The organism is Pelomonas cellulosilytica (assembly GCF_021353265.1).
GTDB lineage: Bacteria > Pseudomonadota > Gammaproteobacteria > Burkholderiales > Burkholderiaceae_C > Pelomonas > Pelomonas cellulosilytica.
Window position 1 is genome coordinate 196,411 of sequence record NZ_JAJTWU010000003.1, and the last position, 19,030, is coordinate 215,440.

Annotated in this window: 23 protein-coding genes; 14 read left to right on the forward strand and 9 right to left on the reverse strand. The window is 70.2% G+C overall.

Annotated elements, in window-relative coordinates; genetic code table 11:
* Nucleotides 1-45: 45 nt before the first annotated feature.
* Genes moaA through LXT13_RS08380 form a run of 4 tightly spaced genes read left to right on the forward strand, consistent with a single transcriptional unit; the run spans nt 46 to nt 2,537 of the window.
* Nucleotides 46-1,158 carry a GTP 3',8-cyclase MoaA gene (moaA, locus tag LXT13_RS08365; RefSeq protein WP_304622805.1) on the forward strand — a complete coding sequence of 371 codons (1,113 nt, stop codon included), beginning with the start codon at nt 46-48 and terminating at the stop codon, nt 1,156-1,158.
* The gene (locus LXT13_RS08370; protein WP_233371389.1) at nt 1,158-1,451 is read left to right on the forward strand and encodes a hypothetical protein; all 294 of its coding nucleotides are present in this window, start codon (nt 1,158-1,160) and stop codon (nt 1,449-1,451) included. The genes moaA and LXT13_RS08370 overlap by 1 nt, the downstream gene beginning before the upstream one ends.
* Nucleotides 1,448-2,020 (forward strand): molybdenum cofactor guanylyltransferase MobA, encoded by a 573-nt coding sequence (gene mobA, locus LXT13_RS08375; protein WP_233371390.1) that lies wholly within the window; start codon nt 1,448-1,450, stop codon nt 2,018-2,020. The genes LXT13_RS08370 and mobA overlap by 4 nt, the downstream gene beginning before the upstream one ends.
* On the forward strand, nt 2,013-2,537 hold the full coding sequence (locus LXT13_RS08380) for a GNAT family N-acetyltransferase (RefSeq protein ID WP_233371391.1): 525 nt from the start codon (nt 2,013-2,015) through the stop codon (nt 2,535-2,537). The genes mobA and LXT13_RS08380 overlap by 8 nt, the downstream gene beginning before the upstream one ends.
* On the opposite strand, the gene LXT13_RS08385 is transcribed toward LXT13_RS08380, so the two are convergent.
* Complete coding sequence (locus tag LXT13_RS08385; RefSeq protein ID WP_233371392.1) at nt 2,523-3,149, reverse strand: YceI family protein; 627 nt, start codon at nt 3,147-3,149, stop codon at nt 2,523-2,525. The two genes, LXT13_RS08380 and LXT13_RS08385, sit on opposite strands and share 15 nt — an antisense overlap.
* A 93-nt stretch (nt 3,150-3,242) precedes the next feature.
* Here LXT13_RS08385 and LXT13_RS08390 point away from each other — a divergent pair, with 93 nt between their 5' ends.
* The 5 genes from LXT13_RS08390 (at nt 3,243) to LXT13_RS08410 (ending at nt 6,940) form a co-directional block, all read left to right on the forward strand.
* Nucleotides 3,243-3,779, forward strand: a complete 537-nt coding sequence (locus LXT13_RS08390) for an Mpo1 family 2-hydroxy fatty acid dioxygenase (protein ID WP_233371393.1) — start codon at nt 3,243-3,245, stop codon at nt 3,777-3,779.
* A gap of 102 nt (nt 3,780-3,881) precedes the next feature.
* Nucleotides 3,882-4,640: a TerC family protein gene (locus LXT13_RS08395; protein ID WP_233371394.1), complete on the forward strand. Its 759-nt coding sequence runs from the start codon at nt 3,882-3,884 to the stop codon at nt 4,638-4,640.
* 59 nt (nt 4,641-4,699) lie between these two features.
* Complete coding sequence (locus LXT13_RS08400) at nt 4,700-5,761, forward strand: alpha/beta hydrolase (protein ID WP_233371395.1); 1,062 nt, start codon at nt 4,700-4,702, stop codon at nt 5,759-5,761.
* 19 nt (nt 5,762-5,780) lie between these two features.
* The gene (locus LXT13_RS08405) at nt 5,781-6,173 is read left to right on the forward strand and encodes a hypothetical protein (RefSeq protein ID WP_233371398.1); all 393 of its coding nucleotides are present in this window, start codon (nt 5,781-5,783) and stop codon (nt 6,171-6,173) included.
* Entirely contained in the window at nt 6,158-6,940 is a 783-nt protein-coding gene (locus LXT13_RS08410; protein ID WP_233371399.1) for a VOC family protein, read from the forward strand. The genes LXT13_RS08405 and LXT13_RS08410 overlap by 16 nt, the downstream gene beginning before the upstream one ends.
* Here the strand turns inward: LXT13_RS08410 and LXT13_RS08415 are convergent, their stop codons facing one another.
* Genes LXT13_RS08415 through ureE form a run of 4 tightly spaced genes read right to left on the reverse strand, consistent with a single transcriptional unit; the run spans nt 6,941 to nt 9,851 of the window.
* Nucleotides 6,941-7,855, reverse strand: a complete 915-nt coding sequence (locus LXT13_RS08415) for an urease accessory protein UreD (protein ID WP_233371402.1) — start codon at nt 7,853-7,855, stop codon at nt 6,941-6,943.
* A complete protein-coding gene (ureG, locus tag LXT13_RS08420; protein WP_233371403.1) occupies nt 7,848-8,495 on the reverse strand; it encodes an urease accessory protein UreG in 648 nt (215 codons plus the stop codon). The genes LXT13_RS08415 and ureG overlap by 8 nt, the downstream gene beginning before the upstream one ends.
* On the reverse strand, nt 8,492-9,175 hold the full coding sequence (locus LXT13_RS08425) for an urease accessory protein UreF (protein ID WP_233371405.1): 684 nt from the start codon (nt 9,173-9,175) through the stop codon (nt 8,492-8,494). Before LXT13_RS08425 ends, ureG begins: the two co-directional genes overlap by 4 nt.
* Nucleotides 9,159-9,851 (reverse strand): urease accessory protein UreE, encoded by a 693-nt coding sequence (ureE, locus tag LXT13_RS08430; protein WP_233371408.1) that lies wholly within the window; start codon nt 9,849-9,851, stop codon nt 9,159-9,161. Before ureE ends, LXT13_RS08425 begins: the two co-directional genes overlap by 17 nt.
* A gap of 90 nt (nt 9,852-9,941) precedes the next feature.
* Between ureE and LXT13_RS08435 the strand changes: the two genes are divergently transcribed.
* Nucleotides 9,942-10,166 carry an AbrB/MazE/SpoVT family DNA-binding domain-containing protein gene (locus tag LXT13_RS08435; protein ID WP_132576143.1) on the forward strand — a complete coding sequence of 75 codons (225 nt, stop codon included), beginning with the start codon at nt 9,942-9,944 and terminating at the stop codon, nt 10,164-10,166.
* A complete protein-coding gene (locus LXT13_RS08440) occupies nt 10,163-10,561 on the forward strand; it encodes a type II toxin-antitoxin system death-on-curing family toxin (RefSeq protein ID WP_233371410.1) in 399 nt (132 codons plus the stop codon). The genes LXT13_RS08435 and LXT13_RS08440 overlap by 4 nt, the downstream gene beginning before the upstream one ends.
* Before the next feature lie 13 nt (nt 10,562-10,574).
* On the opposite strand, the gene LXT13_RS08445 is transcribed toward LXT13_RS08440, so the two are convergent.
* Nucleotides 10,575-11,414, reverse strand: a complete 840-nt coding sequence (locus tag LXT13_RS08445; protein WP_233371412.1) for a ParB N-terminal domain-containing protein — start codon at nt 11,412-11,414, stop codon at nt 10,575-10,577.
* Between the two features lie 161 nt (nt 11,415-11,575).
* Here LXT13_RS08445 and LXT13_RS08450 point away from each other — a divergent pair, with 161 nt between their 5' ends.
* The gene (locus LXT13_RS08450; protein ID WP_233371413.1) at nt 11,576-13,165 is read left to right on the forward strand and encodes an oleate hydratase; all 1,590 of its coding nucleotides are present in this window, start codon (nt 11,576-11,578) and stop codon (nt 13,163-13,165) included.
* A gap of 13 nt (nt 13,166-13,178) precedes the next feature.
* On the opposite strand, the gene LXT13_RS08455 is transcribed toward LXT13_RS08450, so the two are convergent.
* The 3 genes from LXT13_RS08455 to LXT13_RS08465 all read right to left on the reverse strand — a co-directional run bounded on the left by LXT13_RS08455 (nt 13,179) and on the right by LXT13_RS08465 (nt 16,088).
* Nucleotides 13,179-13,979 (reverse strand): alpha/beta hydrolase, encoded by an 801-nt coding sequence (locus tag LXT13_RS08455; protein WP_233371415.1) that lies wholly within the window; start codon nt 13,977-13,979, stop codon nt 13,179-13,181.
* Between the two features lie 11 nt (nt 13,980-13,990).
* Entirely contained in the window at nt 13,991-15,202 is a 1,212-nt protein-coding gene (locus LXT13_RS08460) for a CaiB/BaiF CoA transferase family protein (RefSeq protein WP_233371417.1), read from the reverse strand.
* Between the two features lie 79 nt (nt 15,203-15,281).
* Nucleotides 15,282-16,088: a CPBP family intramembrane glutamic endopeptidase gene (locus LXT13_RS08465; protein WP_233371418.1), complete on the reverse strand. Its 807-nt coding sequence runs from the start codon at nt 16,086-16,088 to the stop codon at nt 15,282-15,284.
* A gap of 143 nt (nt 16,089-16,231) precedes the next feature.
* Here LXT13_RS08465 and LXT13_RS08470 point away from each other — a divergent pair, with 143 nt between their 5' ends.
* Together LXT13_RS08470 and LXT13_RS08475 are read left to right on the forward strand one after the other, a co-directional pair.
* Nucleotides 16,232-18,232, forward strand: a complete 2,001-nt coding sequence (locus LXT13_RS08470) for an acid phosphatase (protein WP_233371420.1) — start codon at nt 16,232-16,234, stop codon at nt 18,230-18,232.
* A gap of 64 nt (nt 18,233-18,296) precedes the next feature.
* Nucleotides 18,297-18,857, forward strand: a complete 561-nt coding sequence (locus tag LXT13_RS08475) for a histidine phosphatase family protein (RefSeq protein ID WP_233371421.1) — start codon at nt 18,297-18,299, stop codon at nt 18,855-18,857.
* Nucleotides 18,858-19,030: the final 173 nt, after the last annotated feature.

Below are 19,030 nucleotides of genomic sequence, written 5' to 3' on the forward strand. Positions count from 1 at the left end.
GCCGCAAGTGCCGGGGGGCCATTCGCGCACTGACACAATGGCACCATGCACGCCCGCGTGATCCCCCTGCACGACGCCCGAGACGCGGGCCCGGCCGCACGGCCAATGGCCGTCGAGCCTGGCATGCCGCTGGCCGACGCACTGAGCCGACCGCTGCGCGACCTGCGCATCTCGGTGACGGACCGTTGCAATTTCCGCTGCGGCTACTGCATGCCCAAGCAGGTCTTCGACCAGCACCACGAGTTCCTGCCCCACGCCGAGCTGCTGAGCTTCGAGGAGATCACACGGCTGGCTCGCGTCTTCGTGAGCCTGGGCGTCGAGAAGTTACGTATCACCGGCGGCGAGCCCACGCTGCGCCGCGGGCTCGAATCGCTGATCGCGATGCTCGCTGTCCTGCGCACGCCTGAGGGCCGCCCGCTGGACCTCACGCTGACGACCAACGGCTCTACGCTCGTCAAGAAGGCCGCAGCACTCAAGGCGGCAGGCCTGAACCGCCTGACAGTCAGCCTCGACGGGCTCGACGATGCGGTGTTCCAGCGCATGAACGATGTGGGCTTTCCAGTGGCCAGCGTGCTGGACGGCATCCGCGCCGCGCAGGCTGCCGGCCTGGGTCCGATCAAGGTCAACATGGTCGTGCAGCGCGGCGTCAACGACAGTCAGATCCTGCCGATGGCGCAGCACTTCCGTGGCTCCGGCGTTGTACTGCGCTTCATCGAGTACATGGACGTGGGCGCCACCAATGGCTGGCGCATGGACCAGGTGCTGCCCAGCGCCGACGTGCAGCGCCGCATTGCGCAGGCGTTCCCGCTGGTGCCGCTGTCACCCAGCGCACCGGGCGAGACAGCCGAGCGCTGGGCCTATGCGGACGGCGGCGGTGAGGTGGGGTTCATCTCCAGCGTCACGCAGGCCTTCTGCGGCGAATGCAACCGCGCGCGGCTGTCGACCGAAGGGCGGCTCTACACCTGCCTGTTCGCGCACCGCGGGCACGACCTGCGCGCGTTGCTGCGGGGCGCCTCGCCGTCGAGCGATGAGCAGCTGGCCGACGCCGTCGCGGGCGTGTGGGCGGGCCGCAGCGACCGCTACTCGCAGCTGCGAGGCCAGCGGCAGGCAACGCCCGACGGTGAACGCCGCGTCGAGATGCACTACATCGGCGGCTGATGAACGGCTGGTTCACGCGGTCCCTGCAGAAGCGCGCCGCGCTGGCCGTGGCCGCATCGCTGGCCCTGCCCTGGCTGGCAGGCGAGTTCGCCAAGGGCTTCTACCAGCCCGGTCTCGCCGATGACGCCGTCCGCCGCCAGATGCTCATCGACTTCATCGTCATCGGCGCCAGCCTGTTCGCGCTGACGATGGTGGCGACCTGGCTCATCGGCTGCTGGATCACCGCCGTGATGAAGGGGCCGCGCCGCGACGCCGACGCCTTCCCGGGTGCTCCCGGCGAGCCGCCGCCGTGAGCACTGCCGCGACCGAGATCACCGGCCTCGTGCTGGCTGGCGGCCTGGCGCGCCGCATGGGCGGCGTCGACAAGGGCCTGCAGCCCTGGCGGGGCCGGCCACTGGCGGCCCAGGTGCTCGACGCACTGCGCCCGCAGGTCGAGCGTCTGTTGATCAGCGCCAACCGACATCTGGAGGCGTACGCCGCCTTCGGCGCGCCGGTACTGACCGACCCGCCGGACCTCGAGTTCGCCGGGCCGCTGGCCGGCATGCTGGCCGGGCTGAACGCGTTGCCGCCCGACGCCTGGCTGCTCACCGCGCCCTGCGACAGTCCTCACCTGCCCGCCGACCTCGGCCTTCGCCTGCTGGACGCGGCCCGCCCCCACGGCCTGGCTTTCGCGCAGGCCGACCGCGAGCATCCGACGCACGCGCTGCTTCACGCCCGCCTGCGCGAGCCGCTGGCCGCCTACCTGCGGGGCGGCGGCCGCGCGGTGCTGGGCTGGATGCGCACGCAGGCGCACGGCGTCGCCCGATTCGCCGACGAAGCCGCCTTCGCGAACTTCAACCATCTGGAGGACCTGCGTGGCTGAACTCATCATCCGCTCCATGCAGGAGCCCGACCTGATGGGCTACAAGGCGCTGCGTGACGCCATGCTGGCGGGCCATCCCGAGGCCTTCACATCCGACGCCGAGACCGAGTGCCAGCGCGACCTCGCCAGCTACCGCAGCCGGCTGGCGGGCGGCTCCCAGGGCGGCACGCTATTCACGCTGCTGGCGCTGGACGACGGTCGAATCGTCGGCGCACTGACCTGCGAGCGCGAGGCGCGCAGCAAGGTCCAGCACATCGCGCATCTGGTGGGCATGATGGTGGCCGACACGCACCGCGGCCGCGGCATCGGCCGCGCGCTGCTGCAGGCCGCTGTGCGCCAGTTGCGCGCCACGCACGGGCTGGCCCAGCTGACGCTCAGCGTGACGGCCAGCAACCGCGCCGCGGTGGGTCTGTACGAAAGCGCCGGCTTCGTCCGCTACGGCCGGCTCGCCGACGCGATCCGGCTGCCTGACGGCCGGCGCCTCGACAAAGACTTGATGGCCTTAAGGCTGGACTAGCTCGAACTGCACGACCAGCTCGTCCTGCACCGCCAGCAGGCCGCCCAGCACGGTGAACGGCTGGATGCCGAAGTCGCTCTGGCGGATGACGACCTGGCCGCGCGCGCGGCGCCCGTCCACATCGGCCACGAAGCTCTGCCGGCGGGTCACGCCATGCAGCGTGATCTCGGCCTCCACCGCCCGCCGTGCGCCCTCGCCCACCTGGTGCACGGTGCGGACGACGACCTCCGGATGCGAGGCCGACTCCAGGGCCTTCAACAGGTTGGCGCGCGTGCCAGCGCGGGCCTCGTCATCCACCGCACTGGTGAACCCCTCCCCCAGCGCGGCCCGCAGCGCCGGCGGATCGACGGCCAGCGCATCCAGCCGGAAGCGCAGCACCGGGCCGGCGGCGGGCCAGTCCACGTGGAGATCGCCAGCGCGCAGCACATGGTTGTGACCCAGCCGCGCTGCAGTGCCCCCGCGGAACACCAGCACGCGCAATTCGCTGGCCAGCGCCTCGGCCGAGGCGGCGGGAGGGATCGCCTCGGGCGCAGTTCCGCAACCTCCGAGGGCGGCTGCGGCAATGTAAAGGGCCGGCAACAGCAGGCGGCGGCGTAGGGGTTGCGTGCTCAACTGGCGTTTTCGCGAGGATCTTGTGACACGAAGCGCGACGTTGCCGCGCCAGGCTGGTCTAGCATAGCCCCCATCTCCGCCAGGGAGCCCCGCATGACCAGCTTGTTCCGCCCCGCCCTCGACCTGATGGCGCAATACGCCGCCTACCACCGCGACCGCCGCAACATCACGACGCATTTCATCGGCATTCCGCTGATCGTCTTTGCGATCAGCGTGCTGCTGGCGCGCGCCGAGTTCTCGGTCGGCGAGACGCCGATGAACGCCGCCATCATCGCCTGGGCCCTGTCGGCGCTGTGGTACGTCACGCGGGGCAACCTCGTGCTGGGCGTCGCGACGGCGCTGACCAACGGCCTGCTGACCGCGCTGGCGATGACCGCCGCGCAGGGCACGACCGCCGGCTGGCTCACCGTGGGCCTCGTCAGCTTCATCATCGGCTGGATGTTCCAGTTCGTCGGACACTACTACGAGGGTCGCAAGCCGGCCTTCGTGGACGATCTCGTCGGCCTGCTGGTGGGTCCGATGTTTGTCGTTGGCGAGGCGATGTTCACGCTGGGCTGGGGCCGGCCGCTGCTGGCCGAGATCGAACGCCGCGTCGGCCCGACGCACCTGCGTGACCTGGCCCATCCGTAAGCGGGGCCACACCCCTCGAAAAACCGAAGCGACCTTCAGCCTGGAACTGCCTCCGGGCGGCCGGGCCGCCCCGGGAGAATGTGCGGTTCACCAAGGACCGCCATGCTCGACCTGCTGACCAACCCGCAGACCTGGATCGCCCTCGCCACGCTGACCGCGTTGGAACTGGTGCTGGGCATCGACAACATCATCTTCATCAGCATCCTGGTGGACAAGCTGCCCAAGGCGCGCCAGGAGCTGGCACGGCGACTAGGCCTGTTCATGGCGATGTTCATGCGCATCGGGCTGCTGCTGATGCTGGCCTGGATCGTCGGCATGGTCGAACCGCTGTTCACCGTGTTCGGCAAGGACATCTCCGGCCGCGACCTTATCCTCATCGGCGGCGGCCTCTTCCTGATCTGGAAGAGTACCGGCGAGATCCACGGCTCGCTCGAAGGCGAGGACGAGACGCAAGAAGGCTCGGGAAGCAAGGCTAAGGCGGCGCTGGCCGCGGTCATCCTGCAGATCATGGTCGTGGACCTGGTCTTCTCGCTGGACTCCATCATCACGGCCGTCGGCATGGTGGACGACGTGCGCATCATGATTGCAGCGGTCGTCTGCTCGGTGGGGCTGATGATGCTGTTCGCCGGCCCCATCGGCCGCTTCGTCTCCGAGCATCCGACGATCAAGATGCTGGCGCTGAGTTTCCTCGTCGTCGTGGGCGTCGTTCTGGTGGCCGAGGGCTTCGGCCACCATGTGCCCAAGGGCTACATCTACTTCGCAATGGCGTTCTCGCTGGTCGTGGAGATGATGAACATCAAGATGCGGCGCAAGTCGAGCAGCGCCGTCAGGTTGCGTCACCAAATCCCCGGGCAGGAGTGAGGGCCGCTCGCCACAATCGTGACGCCGGCCCCTGCCGGCGCATTGTTGAGGCTCACCCAATGGCACGTCCGCTCGCCGTCATGATCTCCGCGCTGATGCTCGGCGCCGCCTTCTCCGCCAACGCCGGCCCGCTGAAGGAACGCCTTCTCGAGCGCATGCAGCAGCGGGCTGCCAGCGCGCCGGAGGGTGGTACCGACGAGGACGGCGAGCTGGCCGACATGGGCGGCACGGCGCGCAGCGATGCGATGAGCTGCGCAGACTGGTCGCAGCGCGTGAATCGGCTGCAGCAGCGCCTGGCCGGCCGCCACAGCGGGCCGACGCCCGATCTGAAGGATGTCGCCTACGGCCCGCGCCCGCTGCAGACGCTGGACATCTACCGCGCGCAGGGCGGCGGCGGCCGGGCGCCGGTGGTGCTGATGGTGCACGGCGGCGGCTGGTGCGTCGGCGACAAGGCAGCCGGCGGCGTGGTGCAGAACAAGGTGGAACGCTGGACGCCGCGCGGCCTCATCGTCGTGTCAGCCAACTACCCAATGGTGTCCGACGGTGACAACGCGCTCGCGCAAGCCCACCACATTGCGCGGGCGCTGGCCTTCGTGCAAGCTCACGCGGTCGAGTGGGGCGGCGATGGCAGCCGCGTCGTGCTGATGGGGCATTCCGCCGGTGCCCACCTGGTGTCGCTCGTCAACGCTAGCTCGGCGATCCGTGCGGCCGAAGGGGCGCGGCCAGCGCTCGGCACGGTGTCCCTGGATGCCGGTGCGGTGGATGTGGTGACGCAGATGCCCCAGGTCTATCCCTTCCTCAAGACGCGCTACCGCGAAGCATTCGGCACGACCGAGGCCGAATGGATCCCGGCATCGCCCTTCCATCAGCTAACCGCAGGCGCTTCGCCGTGGCTCGGCGTGTGCTCGACGCAGCGCAAGGACGACCCCTGCGCGCAGGCTCGCGCCTATGTCGACAAGAGCCGCAGCCTGGGCATTCCTGCCGACGTGCTGCCGCAGCCGAAGAACCACGGCGCCATCAACAAGACGCTGGGCGAACCTGGTGCCTACACCGACGCGGTCGAACGCTTCATGGCCGGCCTGGACGGACAGCTGGCCGGGCTGCTGCGCGCGCCCCGATGAGCGAGGAGGTGCAGGCGACGTGATCACGCGGCCCCTGACACCGTTCGTCGCGTTCGACGGCATCCCGTTCACGCTCGGCGTCGAGGCGCTGATCGCGGAGCACGGCCTGCCCCACCGCTGCGCGCGCAATGACGTGGCACTCAACGAATACGACTACGGCCACAGCGTGTTCCGCTTCCAGGACGGCGGGCGGCTGGAGGAGATCACCAAGCGGACACCGGTGCTGCTGCTGGATTCGGTCGCCGTTCCCTTCGCGACGCTCGGCGCTTTCGTGAGGGCACAGGATGCAGACGCCTTCGAGCGCGCGGGCTTCATCGTCAGCCCACGCTATGGCGTGGCCTTCGTGCCGGACGAGCCCGACTGGGTCACGGCGCTGGCGCAGCATTGCATCCCGACATGGCGGGCGCTGTGATCCGCCTGGCCTGTGCGTTGCTGCTCGCGGCGGCAGGCCCGGCCATGGGCCAGCTCCTGCGGCTGGACCACATCCCGACCGCCGTCCTCGACCTCGACCAGGCAGTCGCCGACTTCCGCGGGCTGGGCTTCTCGATCAAGCCGGGGCGGGTCCATGGCAACGGCCTGCGCAATGCGCACATCAAGTTCGACAACGGTGCCGGCCTCGAATTGATCCACGTCGCGGAAGCCCGTGATGCGCTGACCGCGCACTACGCCGAATTCCAGCGCCAGGGCGAAGGGCCCGCTTACCTGGCGCTGCACGCCGACGACGAGTCGCGCGTGGCGGCCGCGCTGCAGGCGGCCGGCATCGCGCACCGGCGCGACGCCGACGGCCTGACGCTCGGCGACCCACGGCTGGCCTGGATCTTTTTCACCGCCGACAACCGCTCGCCGACGGACCGCCCAGAGCATTTCGCCCACGCCAACGGCACGTTCGCGACGCGCGAGGTCTGGGTGGCGCTGGATGGAGCGGAGGCCGCTCTGCTCGCGCAATTGCTGACGGCAGTCGGCGCCACGTCGCATGTCGAGCAACGCCGCACGCCGTTCGAGACCTCGGCGCACGTGTTCGAACTCGCGAACCGCGGCCGTATCGTCATCGTGCCTGGCCGTCACCGGCGGGTGGCAGGCCACGCCATCGTTGCGGTGCTGCTGGCCAGCCGTGCCGGGCCGGCCCGCTGGGTGCCGCCCAGCCTGGCCCACGGCGCCTGGCTGGGCTGGCAACCCTGATCAGGTGGCCCAGATGCGCGGGTCGCTGCCAGGCAGCGCCCACAGCCGCTCTCGCCACAGCGCCCGCACCCGCCGCAGCGCCAGCGTGACAGCCTCCACCTCGTCGCCGATGACGCGCGCCAGCAGTACGGCGCCGCCCAGCCGGGCCAGGTGCGTGATGCCGGCGTGCGGCACACCGTCCAGCAGCGCACGGCCATCCGTCAACAGCGCCTCGGCATCAGCGAGCGGCGCGGTCTGCGCGTAGGCCAGCGTCCCCATCACGCGATGGCCGGCGAGGCCGCAAGGGCCGTCGAGCAGCGCCGCATCGGCCGCGTCCAGCCAGCCCCGGTCCAGCCATTGGCCGGTGATCTCCAGATGCTGCAGCAGCCGGCCGCTATCGAAGGGCTGGCCGGCGGCGGGCAGGCCCAGACCCAGCACCTCGGTGGCGAACAGGCTGGCGCCGTGCGCGAGGCTGAGCCTGACCTCGTTGCGCGCAAGACAGGCCGGATAGGCCAGCGTCTCCTGCGGCAGCCATTCGAGCCGCGCGCCTTCGCCGACCGTCCCCTGCACGACCTGGGCGGCTTCGCCAAGAAATCGAGGCTCCCGGGGCTGCTCAACGCCCTGCCCTTCCCCCGGGGGGAGTCCACCAGCTTGGGCCGGCCCGGCGCTGGTGGTGCAGCGGTAGAAGCGCGTCGCCGCGGGTGTGGTCACGAGCAGGTGGGCACCAGCCTGCACGTCGAGATGGATGTCGAGCCGGTCGCCGCCCACCAGGCCACCAGGCGGATGGACGAGCACCGCATGCGCGATGCGCTCACCCTCTGGGTAGAGTGTCTTCAGCAGCCGCAGCGGGCCGTCATGCCGCGCGTGGACACGGGTCGCACCACCGCCGTCCCGCACCGCCGTCAGCGCCAGCCGGGCCGGCCAGCCCTTAGCCAACGAGCAGGCCCTTCTTCTCGATGAAGCTCACCACCTCGACCAGGCCCTCGCGAGTTTTGAGGTTGGTCATGACCCACGGCTTGGTCGGTCGCATGCGGGCCGTGTCGCTGCGCATGATGTCGAGGTCGGCGCCCACGTGCGGCGCGAGGTCGGTCTTGTTGATGACGAACAGGTCGCTCTTCGTGATGCCGGGGCCGCCCTTGCGCGGGATCTTCTCCCCCGCGGCCACGTCGATGACGTAGATGGTCAGGTCGCTCAGCTCGGGGCTGAAGGTGGCGGCCAGGTTGTCGCCACCGCTTTCGACGAAGATGATGTCGGCATCCGGGAACTTCTCCAGCATGCGGTCCACCGCCTCGAGGTTGATGGAGCAGTCCTCGCGGATGGCCGTGTGCGGGCAGCCGCCGGTCTCCACTCCCATGATGCGCTCGGGTTCCAGCGCGCCGGCCACCGTCAGCAGCCGTTGGTCTTCCTTCGTGTAGATGTCGTTGGTGACAACGACGAGATCCCATTTGTCGCGCATCGTTTTGCAGAGCATCTCGACGAGCGTCGTCTTGCCCGAGCCCACCGGGCCACCGACGCCCACACGCAGGGGCGGAAGTTTCTTCGTGCGGTTGGGGATGGCGTGCAGCGGAGCGTTCATGAACGGAAGAGTCGTGAGTATTGGGTTTCGTGGCGGGCGCCATGGACGCCCAGCAACGGCGCAAAGGCCATCGGCTCCGGCGCCGCCAGCGCGATGGCCACGGCCTGCGGAATGGCGTGCACGAGGCGTGCCAGCAGCCGCTGGCCGGCGCTCTGGCCCAGCGGCACGCAGCGCACGGCCGCCTGCATAAGGTTCTCGGCCCAGCCGAAGGCGATGGCCTGTAGGGCAGACTCCAGCGCCGCGCCGCGCGATGCGGCAGCCGCGCCCATGACGACCGACCAGGTCGGCGCAGGCTTGAGCTGCTGCAGCAACGGCAGCACAGCTGCGTCGGGCATCAGCCCCTGCATCCACACGAGCAGGCTGCGGCCCATCTGCTGGGCCTGCTGCAGGCTTTCGCTGGTCTCGCGGGTCTGCAGCGTCCAGGCGTTCAGGTCGGCGAGGCGCTGGCCGTCCAGCGCCAGCGTGGCGGCGTGCGCCGCGGCGGCGACGGGCAGCTCGGCGCGGGCCTGCACCAGCTGTAGCTGGTTCAGCAGCCAGTCGCCGGCACTGCTCTCGTCGTGCACGAGGCCGGCGTCAACGGCCGCTTCCAATCCCTCGGAGTAGCTGAAGCCGCCCACCGGCAACGCCGGCGAGGCGAGCCAGAGCAACTGCAGCAGCGCGGGCTCAGTGCTTGTGGTCATGCCCGTGCTGCGAGTGGCCATGGCCGTGTCCATGGTCGTCGTGCGCGTGGTCATGGCCGCAACCGGGGCCGTGCACATGCGGCAGCTCCGCCGCCTTCACGGGGATGGCCAGCGGCTTGCGCGTCGGCGCTGGCTCATGGGAATGGCCGTGGTCATGCGCATGGTTGTGGTCGTCATGCGCATGTGCCCCATGCCCGTGGTGATGATGCCCATGCCCGGCGCCCTCGCCATAGGCCCCGCCCTCCGGCTCAAAGGCGGCCCGCGCCTCGGTCACGATCAGATGCTGGCGTCGCAGCATGTCGGCCAGCACGGCGTCGGGCTCGAATTGCAGCAGCATGGGCTGCAGTTCCAGCGGCACATGGCGGTTGCCGAGGTGGTAGGCCGCGCGTAACAGGTCGAACGGCGAGCCATGCTCGGTGCAGTGGCGCACCTGCAGCACCGGCTGGGCGGCGGCGATGACGCGCAGCAGCGTGCCGTCCTCGGCCACCAGCACATCGCCGCCGCGCAGCGTGGTGCCGCGCGGCAGCACGACGCCGATCTCACGGCCGGCGGAATCGGTGGCTGAGAAGCGGCTCTTGCTGCGGGTGTCCCAGTCCAGTTCCAGGACGGAAGCGCGCTTGACGAGCACAGCGGCCAGGCCGGCGCCGCCGGCAATGCGTTTGGTGGCGTGAATCATGCCCGCCAGTGTGCCCGAGGTCGCCACGCCGGCTTGAGGCGCGGCGGGCGAACGCTTAGTATTACGTTAGTTATAACAAGGCGATCCACCATGAGCGCACTCAAACTCACCCAGATCGGCAATTCCGTCGGCGTCATCCTGCCCAAGGAGGTGCTGGCGCGGCTCAAGGTGGAGAAGGGGGATGTGCTCTACCTCTCCGAAGCCGTCAACGGAGTGCTGCTGACGCCTTACAGCCCCGAGTTCGAAGAGCAGATGGACGCGGCGCGCGACATCATGAAGAAGCGCCGCGCCGTGCTGCACGAGCTGGCCAAATGAGCCGCCCGCCGCGCCACTGGCGCTGGCTGAACTGCGAGGTGCTGCAGGCCGTGCATCTGGAGCAGTTGGCCGAACACGGCGGCGCTGCGGGCACCCGCGACCCGGGGCTCTTCGAGTCGGCGCTGGCGCGCCCGCAGAACCTCGCCGTCTATGAAGACCCGGACGTGTTCGACCTTGCCGCGGCCTATGCCGTGGGTTTGGCCAAGAACCATCCTTTCATCGACGGCAACAAGCGCACCGCCTACGTCGCGATGGAATTGTTCCTCGTGCTGAACGGCACCGAACTGACGGCCGACGACGCCAGCGCCACGCTGACCATGCTCGCCGTCGCCGCCGGCGACGTCGACGAACCCACGCTCGCGCAGTGGCTGCGCGAGCACACCGCGCCTCGCTGAGCGCCTGCCTCGCTCAGCTGGCCTGCGCCGCACGCAGCGTCGCCAGCTCCTCGCGCAGCGCGGCGTTCTCCGCCTCCAGCACGGCCACACGCTGCTGCAGCGACGCCACGCTGACCTCGGCCTGCGGCGCACCATCAGCCGCCGCAGGTGCCTCCACCGCCGCCTCGGGTGGCGGCGCCCGGCGGCGCGACTCGCGCACGCGCTTGGCAGCCTGCTTGAGCTGCTCGGCGCCGGCCACCGCCGCGGCGGCCTGTTCCTCGGCTGGCAAGGTCGCGACGGCCGCTGCCGCATTGATCGACACGACACCCGCCTTCACGGCCGCCACCAGCTCCGGCGCGCCCTGCTTCTGGATCTTCTCGATCAGCACCACCTGGCTGCTGCTCAGCCGAGCCGCCCTGGCCAGCGCCTCGCGGGTCTCCAGCGCCTCCTGCGGCGGCACGAACGCCGCAGCCGGCTCGACGGCCTCGGCCGGGCTCGCCACAGGGGCGGACTCCGCCGCCCCCGATTCCACCGCCACGCGCCGCGTGCGGCGCTCGGCGACGATCTCGCGCTTGCGCAGCGCCAGCACGCCACGCTGGAAGTCCGACAGGCTGCGCCGGCCCAGGTGCTGGTCGATCATCCACAAGTGCACGTCCTCCAGCGACTGGAAGCGCGGGTTCTGCACCGTCTGGAACGGCAGCCCATGCTTGCGACAGATGCCGTAGCGGTTGTGGCCGTCCACCAGCACATTGCCCCAAAGCACCAGCGCGTCGCGACAGCCCTCGGCGAGGATGCTGCGCTCCAGGGCGTCATGCTCCTCGGGCGTCAACGGTTCGATATAGGCCTTGAGTTCTTCGTTGACGACGATGTCCATGGGAGCCAGGTGGGGCACAAGCGCAAAAGGGGGCGGATTCTAGAGATGCGTCGGCTACCGCCGGCCTGACGCCAAGTGTTGATGGAGGTCAGAGCGGACCACCGCACCGCTGCCTAGAGTGAGCTCAACCCCACTCAACGCGGCCTGCGCCGCGACCTCCCATGCTCGACCCCAAGAATGCCGACGTCTGGCTCGTCGGCGGCGGCATCGCCTCCATGGCTGCGGCCAGTTTCCTGATCCGCGACGCCGGCATGCCCGGCGCACGCATCCACATCCTCGAAGAGCTGGGCATCGCCGGCGGCTGCCTGGACGGCAGCGCATCGCCCACCCAGCCCGGCTACGTCACGCGCGGCGGGCGCATGTTGTGCGAGGAGGTCTACCAGTGCCTGTGGAATTTGCTGGAGACCGTCCCGTCACTGGAGAAGCCCGGGCTGTCGGTGCGGCAGGAGATCGTCGCCTTCAACGAGCAGGTCAGCACCGAGGCGCATGCGCGGCTCATCGGCGCCGGCGCGCGCATCCTCGATGCCAAGCACTACGGCCTGAACGGCCGTGACCGCGCCGAGCTCACACGACTGCTGGCCACGCCGGAGCACCTGCTGGGCGCGCGGCGCATCGACGAGCTGTTCTCCGATCACTTCTTCCAGAGCAACTTCTGGCAGATGTGGCGCACGACCTTCGCGTTCCAGAACTGGCACAGCGCCATCGAGTTGCGGCGCTACTTCCTGCGCTTCCTGCAGGAGTTCCCGCGCATGCACACGCTGGCCGGCGTGCGCCGAACACCCTACAACCAGTACGACTCCATCGCCGTGCCGCTGCAGCGCTGGCTGATGGCGCAAGGCGTGGACGTGCGCTTCGGCCATCGCGTGACGGACATCGACTTCGACCAACGCGACCCGGAACGCCGCCGCGCCACCCGCCTGCATGTGCAGACTCGGCAAGGCGGCCAGACCATTACGCTGGCCGATGGCGACGCCTGCTTCGTGACGCTGGGCTCCATCGCGGCCGACGCCACCTACGGCAGCAACAGCGAGGCGCCAGAGCTCATCCGCGACCGCCGCGACGGCGGTTGGTCGCTGTGGGAAACGCTGGCGCTGAAGGCCGACGACTTCGGCCGGCCGCACACCTTCTTCAACGTGGACGACAACAAGTGGGAGTCGTTCACGCTGACGATGAACGGCCGCACACTGCTGGACCGCCTCATCGCCTTCAGCGGCAACGAGCCCGGCACCGGGGCGCTGATGACCTTCGTGGACTCCAACTGGCTGATGTCCCTCGTCGTGCCCTACCAGCCGCACTTCCCCGGCATGCCTCCCAACACCTACACCGCCTGGGGCTATGGCCTGTTCATCGACGCGCCGGGCAACCATGTCGCCAAGCCCATGGCCCAGTGCAGCGGACGTGAGCTCCTCGACGAGCTGCTGCAGCACCTCGGCTTCACAGACATCCGTGACGAAGCGCTGGCCAGCACCGACGTGACGCCCGTCATGCTGCCATATGGCTCGGCGATGTTCGCGCCGCGCAAGCCGGCCGACCGTCCGCAGGTGCTGCCGGCGGGCGCGGCCAACTTCGCCTTCCTGGGCCAGCACGTGGAACTGCCGGACGACACCGTCTACACCGTCGAGTACTCGGTGCACTGTGCCATGCACGCGGTCTACCGGCTGTTCGGCATAGGCAAGCCCATCCCGCCGATCTACCAGGGCCTGCACGACCCGCATGTCGGCCTGGAGGCGCTGGCGGCGGCGTTCAGCTGAAGGCGCCGGTGCGCTACTCGATCAGTTCGATCGCCCAGGCGAACGACGGCTTCGCGACGCGCTCGTGCGCGACGCTGAAGTCGCGGCGGTCGATCACAATCCCTTCGTAGCCACGCCCCCTGTAGCGCGCCTCGAGCGCCGTCACGTCAGCCACGTTGCCCGGTGCACTGGCGCTGCTCAGCACCAGATGCACGGGCAGGCGGCTGCTTGCGGTGAAGCGGACCTCCTCATCCTGGATGTTTCTGGCGGTCAACGCCCAGAAGGAACCGTCGAACAGCAGGTAGTTGGTGAAGAACGGCATCGCCACGTCTTCGGTGCTCAGCATCAGCGCGCCCAGCAGCGCGCCATAGGACGTGCCGGCGAAGGTGCGCGTCGCCGTCGTCCGGTAGCGGGCCTCGACCAGCGGCGCCAGCTCCTGCTTCAGGAAGCGGCCATAGGCCGGCGCACCGTCGACGGTGTAGTCGATGGCCCGGCGGTCGGGCTCGGTGCCGCCCTGCTCGATGGCGACGAGGATCATCGGCTTGCGGCGCTGGTCCAGCATCCGCGAGAACGAGCCGAAGTTCCACTGCCCGTCGGTCGCATAGATGACGGGGTAGCGCGTGCCTGGCGTCGCGTAGCCCGCCGGCAGGTAGACGTGATACGGATACGTGACGCCGGTGATGCGCGACGCGATCGACCGGTCGCGTTCCACGGTGCCTGCATACACGTAGCCGGCCACGGCGGCGACCGGCGGTGGATCGCCCGAACGTCCCTGGGCGGCGCAGGCGGTTGTCGCGCCGCCGAGCCCGAGCAGCAGTATCAGGCGGCACGCCATTGCGCCTTCCCTCACCTGACGATCCCGCGCTGCCGCAGCTCCGCAATCTGCTCGTCGCTCAGCCCCACTTCCTTCAGCACCGCGTCCGAGTCCTGCCCGAGCGCCGGTGCATTGCGGCGGTGTCCGCCGGGCGTGGCAGACAACTTGGGGCAGATGCCCGGCACGTCGATGACGCGGCCATCGTTCAGCCGCACCTGCTGCAGCATGCCGCGGGCACGGTAATGCGGGTCGGCCGCGATGTCGGCCACCGTGTAGATGCGGCCCGCTGGCACCGAGGCGCTGTCCAGCGCCTGCAGCACGTCCGCCACCGGCCGCTGGGCCGCCCAGGCGCCGATGGCAGCGTCGATCTCGGCCACGCGCGCGACACGGCCGGCGTTGTCGGCCAGCGCGGGGTCGCTGCCGAGGTCGTCGCGCTGGATGAGCGTCATCAGCCGTCGGAAGATGCTGTCGCCGTTGCCGGCGATCAGCGCGTAGCCGCCATCGGCGCAGCGGTAGGCGTTGGTCGGCGCGATGCCGGGCATCGCGCTGCCTGCCGGCTCGCGCACGACGCCGAAGGCGCTGTACTCCGGCAGCAGGCTCTCCATGCAATTGAAGACCGCCTCGTACAGCGCCACGTCGATGACCTGGCCCTGGCCCGTCGCATGCCGGTGCTGCAGCGCGAGCAGGATTCCGATGACGCCATGCAGCGCCGCCAGCGTGTCGCCGATGCTGACGCCCACGCGCACCGGCACGCGGCCCGGCTCGGCCGTCAGGTGGCGCAGCCCGCCCATCGCCTCGGCCACGACGCCGAAGCCCGGCCGATCACGGTAGGGGCCGGTCTGCCCGTAGCCGCTGACGCGCAGCATGATGAGCCGCGGGTTGGCCGCCAGCAGCGCGTCCGGGCCCAGCCCCCAGCCCTCCATCGCACCGGGACGGAAGTTCTCGATCAGCACGTCGGCCTCGACCGCCAGCCGGCGCACGACGTCCTGGCCCTCGGGCGTGCGCAGGTCCAGCGCCAGCGAGCGCTTGTTGCGCGACTGCACCTGCCACCACACCGATGTGCCGTCCAGCAGCAGCCGCCACTGGCGCAGCGGATCGCCTGCGCCGGGCGGCTCGATCTTGATGACCTCGGCGCCGAAATCGGCCAGCGTCTTGGCCGCGAACGGGCCGGCAATCAGTTGGCCCAGCTCGATGACCTTCAGGCCGGCGAGCGCCGAGGGCAGTGGAGTGGGGGCGGCAGTCATGGCGCCAGTGTCCGCCCGATGGCGCGGCAGGTCCCTGCGGATCTGGCGCGAACGGCCTTGGCCGCTGGCGAAGCCGGCCTCAACGCGGCCAGGCGCGCCACACCCGCACCGCCGCGACGACGACCGCTGCATTCAGCACGATGGCGACGGCCCCGTGACCCGGCGGCGTCGCCACCATGAAGTTGAACGCCGTGTGCCACACCGCGACGACGAGCACGCTATCCGTCGCCAGGAACAGCCAGCCCAGCAGAAGCGAACCCGCCACCAGCCCGCCGGCCCAGCCCAGCAGCATGGGGCCCACCATCGCAGCCATGCCGGCATGCAGCCAGAACAGCGGCAGGTGCCACAGCGCCCAGACGCCCGCGACGATGAGCGCCGCACGCCGCGGCCCCTGCGACGCGGCCAGGCGCCGCAGCAGGAAGCCGCGCCAGCCCAGCTCCTCCCCGAAGCCGTTGAGCAGCAACGCCACCAGCACGACAGCCGGCCACGACCCGTCGGCCGGCAGGCCCGGGTAGGCCTTGAACTGCGCCCAGGCCGGCAGTTGCCCGGTGACCAGCGCCCGCGCGGCGAACACCGCCGCCCCCGCGATCAAAGGCGACAGCGCCAACACCAGCGTGCGCCCCGGCGGCGAAGGCCAGCGCCGGCAGCGCTGCCACAGCGCTCGCCAGCCCGCCTCCCCTTCGGCGCAGGCCGTGACGAGCAGGGCCGCCACCGCGGGCCCCGCCAGCCCTGGCAGGTGCGTGGCATCCGAGCCGGGCGCGACCCGCCAGCCCAATGCCAGCAGCGCGAGCCAGTAGTTCCACGACAGCGCGCCCGCCAGCAGCACATAGGCCCGCAGCGGGTGCCGCCTTATCCACGCTGCGAATAGAACGTGCGGTGCGCCCATGCGGCAGATGCTAGCGGCGCACCTGCGTGGCAGCGCGGCCGGGCGCGTCGTCACGCTTTCGTCACACCGCACTCGCACACTCGCGCCTTTTTTCGCCCCTGCCGGCCTCGCCCGGCCCCCCCGTTCCCTGCCTCCGACCGCCCATGCTCGCGCCCACGTCCCCCCGCACCCGCTCCCTGTCCGCGCCCCAGCCGCGCCTTCTCGTCCTGCTGCTCGCCTCGGCCCTCGGCTTGGCCGCCTGCGGCAGCGACGACGGCTATGACGACAGCATCACCGCTGTCCCCGCCGAGCCCGCCGGCGCCGGCAGCGCCGACACCGCTCCGCTGCCCAGCGCCGTCGCGTATGTCGACACCGGCGCCACGAACCAGCGCAACAACCCCTGCCAGGTCACACTGGAGACCAACGCCGGTGTGCGCGTGCTGCAGGGTTTCCTGGACGTGTGGACGCCCAGCAGCGCCAAGGTCGACGCTGGCGTGACGCTGGCCGCCGCCAACGGCTGTGCGGCCGTGACGCCTGCCGCCTGGACCGGCCTCCCCGGTGACGCGACCGACGGTGTCGTCAAGAACGCCACCGTCCACGCGGCGAACATCGACTACGTCAAGAAGGCCACACAGGCCCGCACGCCGGCGCAGGCGCTGGCCGCCTACCTGGACGACCGCCGCCAGAAGGGCTACAGCGTCAGCGACGGCATGGGTCCGCTGACCAGCGTCTGGCGCACTGGCACCGGCCAGACGACCACCATCACCAGCGTCGACGCCAACCAGCCCGTGAACCCGGTCGTCAACGACGGCGGCAACAACACTGGCGTCGGCTCGCCTACCAATACGCAACTGGGCTTGGCGGTCGACTTCATCAACAACATCGCCGATGGTTCCACCGAGCCGCCCAAGCGCTTCTACAAGTACGCCCGCCCCTGGCGCTGGAGCACCGACGTGAAGGTCGTGCCGGCGCTGGAATCGGCCAAGAGCAGCACGCCCGCGACGGACGGCGGCTTCCCGAGCGGCCACACTGCCGAGGCCTGGCGCGACACGCTGGCCATGGCCTACCTCGTGCCGCAGCGCTACCAGGAACTCGTCGCCCGCGCGATGGAGATGAGCGAGAACCGCATCCTGGCCGGCATGCACTCGCCGCTGGACGTCATGGGCGGCCGCGTGCACGCCACCGCCGTCGTGGCCTACAGCCTCAGCAGCGCCAGCTACTACACGCCGACCGTCAAGGCGGCTGCCGTCACCCAGGCGCAGAACTACCTGATCAGCCAGGCCGGCGTGGCCGATGCCGTCTCGCTGAACGGTTATGCCCACACCGCCAGGACGACCGACACCGGCGCGGCCGACTACGACCGCTTCGCCGACAACGCCGCCTGGCGCAAGACCTACCTGCAGCGCCTGACCTACGGCATGCCGCAGATCGGCACCGCCGGCCAGCCGGCCAGCGTGCCCAAGGGCGCCGAAGTGCTGCTGGAAACCCGCCTGCCCTACCTGAGCGCCGACCAGCGCCGCGTCGTGCTGAAGACCACCGCGCTGGACTCCGGCTATCCGCTGGGCAACGATGGCGAAGGCTGGGGCCGGCTGAACCTGTTCGCTGCGGCCGATGGCTTTGGCGCCTTCAACGGCGACGTCAGCGTGACGATGGACGCCACGCTGGGCGGCTTCAACGCCCGCGACAACTGGCGCAACGACATCGGCGGCAAGGGCCGGCTGACCAAGCTGGGCAGCGGCATGCTGCGCCTGGCCGGTGCCAACACCTTCAGCGGCGGCACGGTGCTGGCCGCCGGCACGCTTGGCGCCGACAGCAACACCGCCTTCGGCACGGGTGACGTGTTCGTCAAGGGTGGCACGCTGGACGTCGCCAGCCCCGGCGCGCTGGTCGTGGCCGGTGGCTACACACAGACCGCCGGCAGCCTGAGCCTGACGCTCGGCAGCGGCGATCGCGGCCTGCTCAAGGTGGGCGGCGTGGCAACGATCGCCGGCGGCGACCTGAAGCTCACTTTCGACGGCGTCACGCCCAAGGTGGGCGACAGCTTCACGGTGATCAAGGCCGTGCAGCGCAAGGGCCGTTTCGCCAGCGTCACCGTGGCCGGTTACAGCAAGGTGACCGTCACCTATACGCCCGACGGCCTGCAGGTGCGCATCGATGGCGTCTGACCGTCACGAAGGGTGATCCCGCCGGACGCTGCGGGCCGCCAGGCGGCCTCGCAGAATCCGGCGCATGACACGCCTGTCCCGCGCCCTCCTGGCCCTACTGGCCTTGCTGTTGTCGCCCGGCTGGGCGTTGGACCTGCGGGACGGCGATGTCGTGCTGTACCGCCATGCGCTCGCCCCGGGCAACGGCGACCCGCCGGGCTTTCAGCTCGGCGACTGCAGCACACAGCGCAACCTCAGCGACGCAGGCCGTGATCAGGCACTGCGCCTCGGCGACGCGCTGAGGCAGCAGCTGGGCTCGCTGCGCGTGACGGGCGTCTGGGCCTCGCCCTGGTGCCGCACGCTGGACACCGCACGGCTGGCCTTCCCGGACGTCGACGTGCAGCCGCAGACCGCGTTCGCGTCGTTCTACGCGCAGTCCGACCGCGAGGCGGCCAGCCTGGCCGAGGCGCGCTCGCTGTTGAGCGGCTGGCGCGGCCCCGGTGTGCTCGTCGTCGTCACGCACCAGGTCAACATCACCGGGCTGAGCGGCATCTTCCCGGCTTCGGGTGAAGGCATCGCGATGCGCTGGATATGCGGCGATCCGGTGGTGCTGGGCCGCGTGCTGGCCGACACAGCGGAAAACTGATAGCGACACCTCCTTCCGAGAAGCCTTGTGAGGCGACGGGCTTCCACCAATGGAACTGTCCAGGCCGCGGCAGAGAATTTCCTCACGTTAACGCTACCAGCCCCGACATGAGCCGATGCGCCCACCGCGCGCGCCGAGCTGTCGGGATGGAGGGCGGCCCCACCGGCCTGCGC

What these genes read in the sequence shown, in the direction of transcription:
- moaA (WP_304622805.1), top strand. Translation starts at nt 46, where the DNA reads ATGCACGCCCGCGTGATCCCCCTGCACGACGCCCGAGACGCGGGCCCG.
- LXT13_RS08370 (WP_233371389.1), top strand. Translation starts at nt 1,158, where the DNA reads ATGAACGGCTGGTTCACGCGGTCCCTGCAGAAGCGCGCCGCGCTGGCC.
- LXT13_RS08390 (WP_233371393.1), top strand. Translation starts at nt 3,243, where the DNA reads ATGACCAGCTTGTTCCGCCCCGCCCTCGACCTGATGGCGCAATACGCC.
- LXT13_RS08395 (WP_233371394.1), top strand. Translation starts at nt 3,882, where the DNA reads ATGCTCGACCTGCTGACCAACCCGCAGACCTGGATCGCCCTCGCCACG.
- LXT13_RS08400 (WP_233371395.1), top strand. Translation starts at nt 4,700, where the DNA reads ATGGCACGTCCGCTCGCCGTCATGATCTCCGCGCTGATGCTCGGCGCC.
- LXT13_RS08410 (WP_233371399.1), top strand. Translation starts at nt 6,158, where the DNA reads ATGGCGGGCGCTGTGATCCGCCTGGCCTGTGCGTTGCTGCTCGCGGCG.
- ureG (WP_233371403.1), bottom strand. Translation starts at nt 8,495, where the DNA reads ATGAACGCTCCGCTGCACGCCATCCCCAACCGCACGAAGAAACTTCCG.
- LXT13_RS08425 (WP_233371405.1), bottom strand. Translation starts at nt 9,175, where the DNA reads ATGACCACAAGCACTGAGCCCGCGCTGCTGCAGTTGCTCTGGCTCGCC.
- ureE (WP_233371408.1), bottom strand. Translation starts at nt 9,851, where the DNA reads ATGATTCACGCCACCAAACGCATTGCCGGCGGCGCCGGCCTGGCCGCT.
- LXT13_RS08435 (WP_132576143.1), top strand. Translation starts at nt 9,942, where the DNA reads ATGAGCGCACTCAAACTCACCCAGATCGGCAATTCCGTCGGCGTCATC.
- LXT13_RS08440 (WP_233371410.1), top strand. Translation starts at nt 10,163, where the DNA reads ATGAGCCGCCCGCCGCGCCACTGGCGCTGGCTGAACTGCGAGGTGCTG.
- LXT13_RS08445 (WP_233371412.1), bottom strand. Translation starts at nt 11,414, where the DNA reads ATGGACATCGTCGTCAACGAAGAACTCAAGGCCTATATCGAACCGTTG.
- LXT13_RS08450 (WP_233371413.1), top strand. Translation starts at nt 11,576, where the DNA reads ATGCTCGACCCCAAGAATGCCGACGTCTGGCTCGTCGGCGGCGGCATC.
- LXT13_RS08455 (WP_233371415.1), bottom strand. Translation starts at nt 13,979, where the DNA reads ATGGCGTGCCGCCTGATACTGCTGCTCGGGCTCGGCGGCGCGACAACC.
- LXT13_RS08460 (WP_233371417.1), bottom strand. Translation starts at nt 15,202, where the DNA reads ATGACTGCCGCCCCCACTCCACTGCCCTCGGCGCTCGCCGGCCTGAAG.
- LXT13_RS08465 (WP_233371418.1), bottom strand. Translation starts at nt 16,088, where the DNA reads ATGGGCGCACCGCACGTTCTATTCGCAGCGTGGATAAGGCGGCACCCG.
- LXT13_RS08470 (WP_233371420.1), top strand. Translation starts at nt 16,232, where the DNA reads ATGCTCGCGCCCACGTCCCCCCGCACCCGCTCCCTGTCCGCGCCCCAG.
- LXT13_RS08475 (WP_233371421.1), top strand. Translation starts at nt 18,297, where the DNA reads ATGACACGCCTGTCCCGCGCCCTCCTGGCCCTACTGGCCTTGCTGTTG.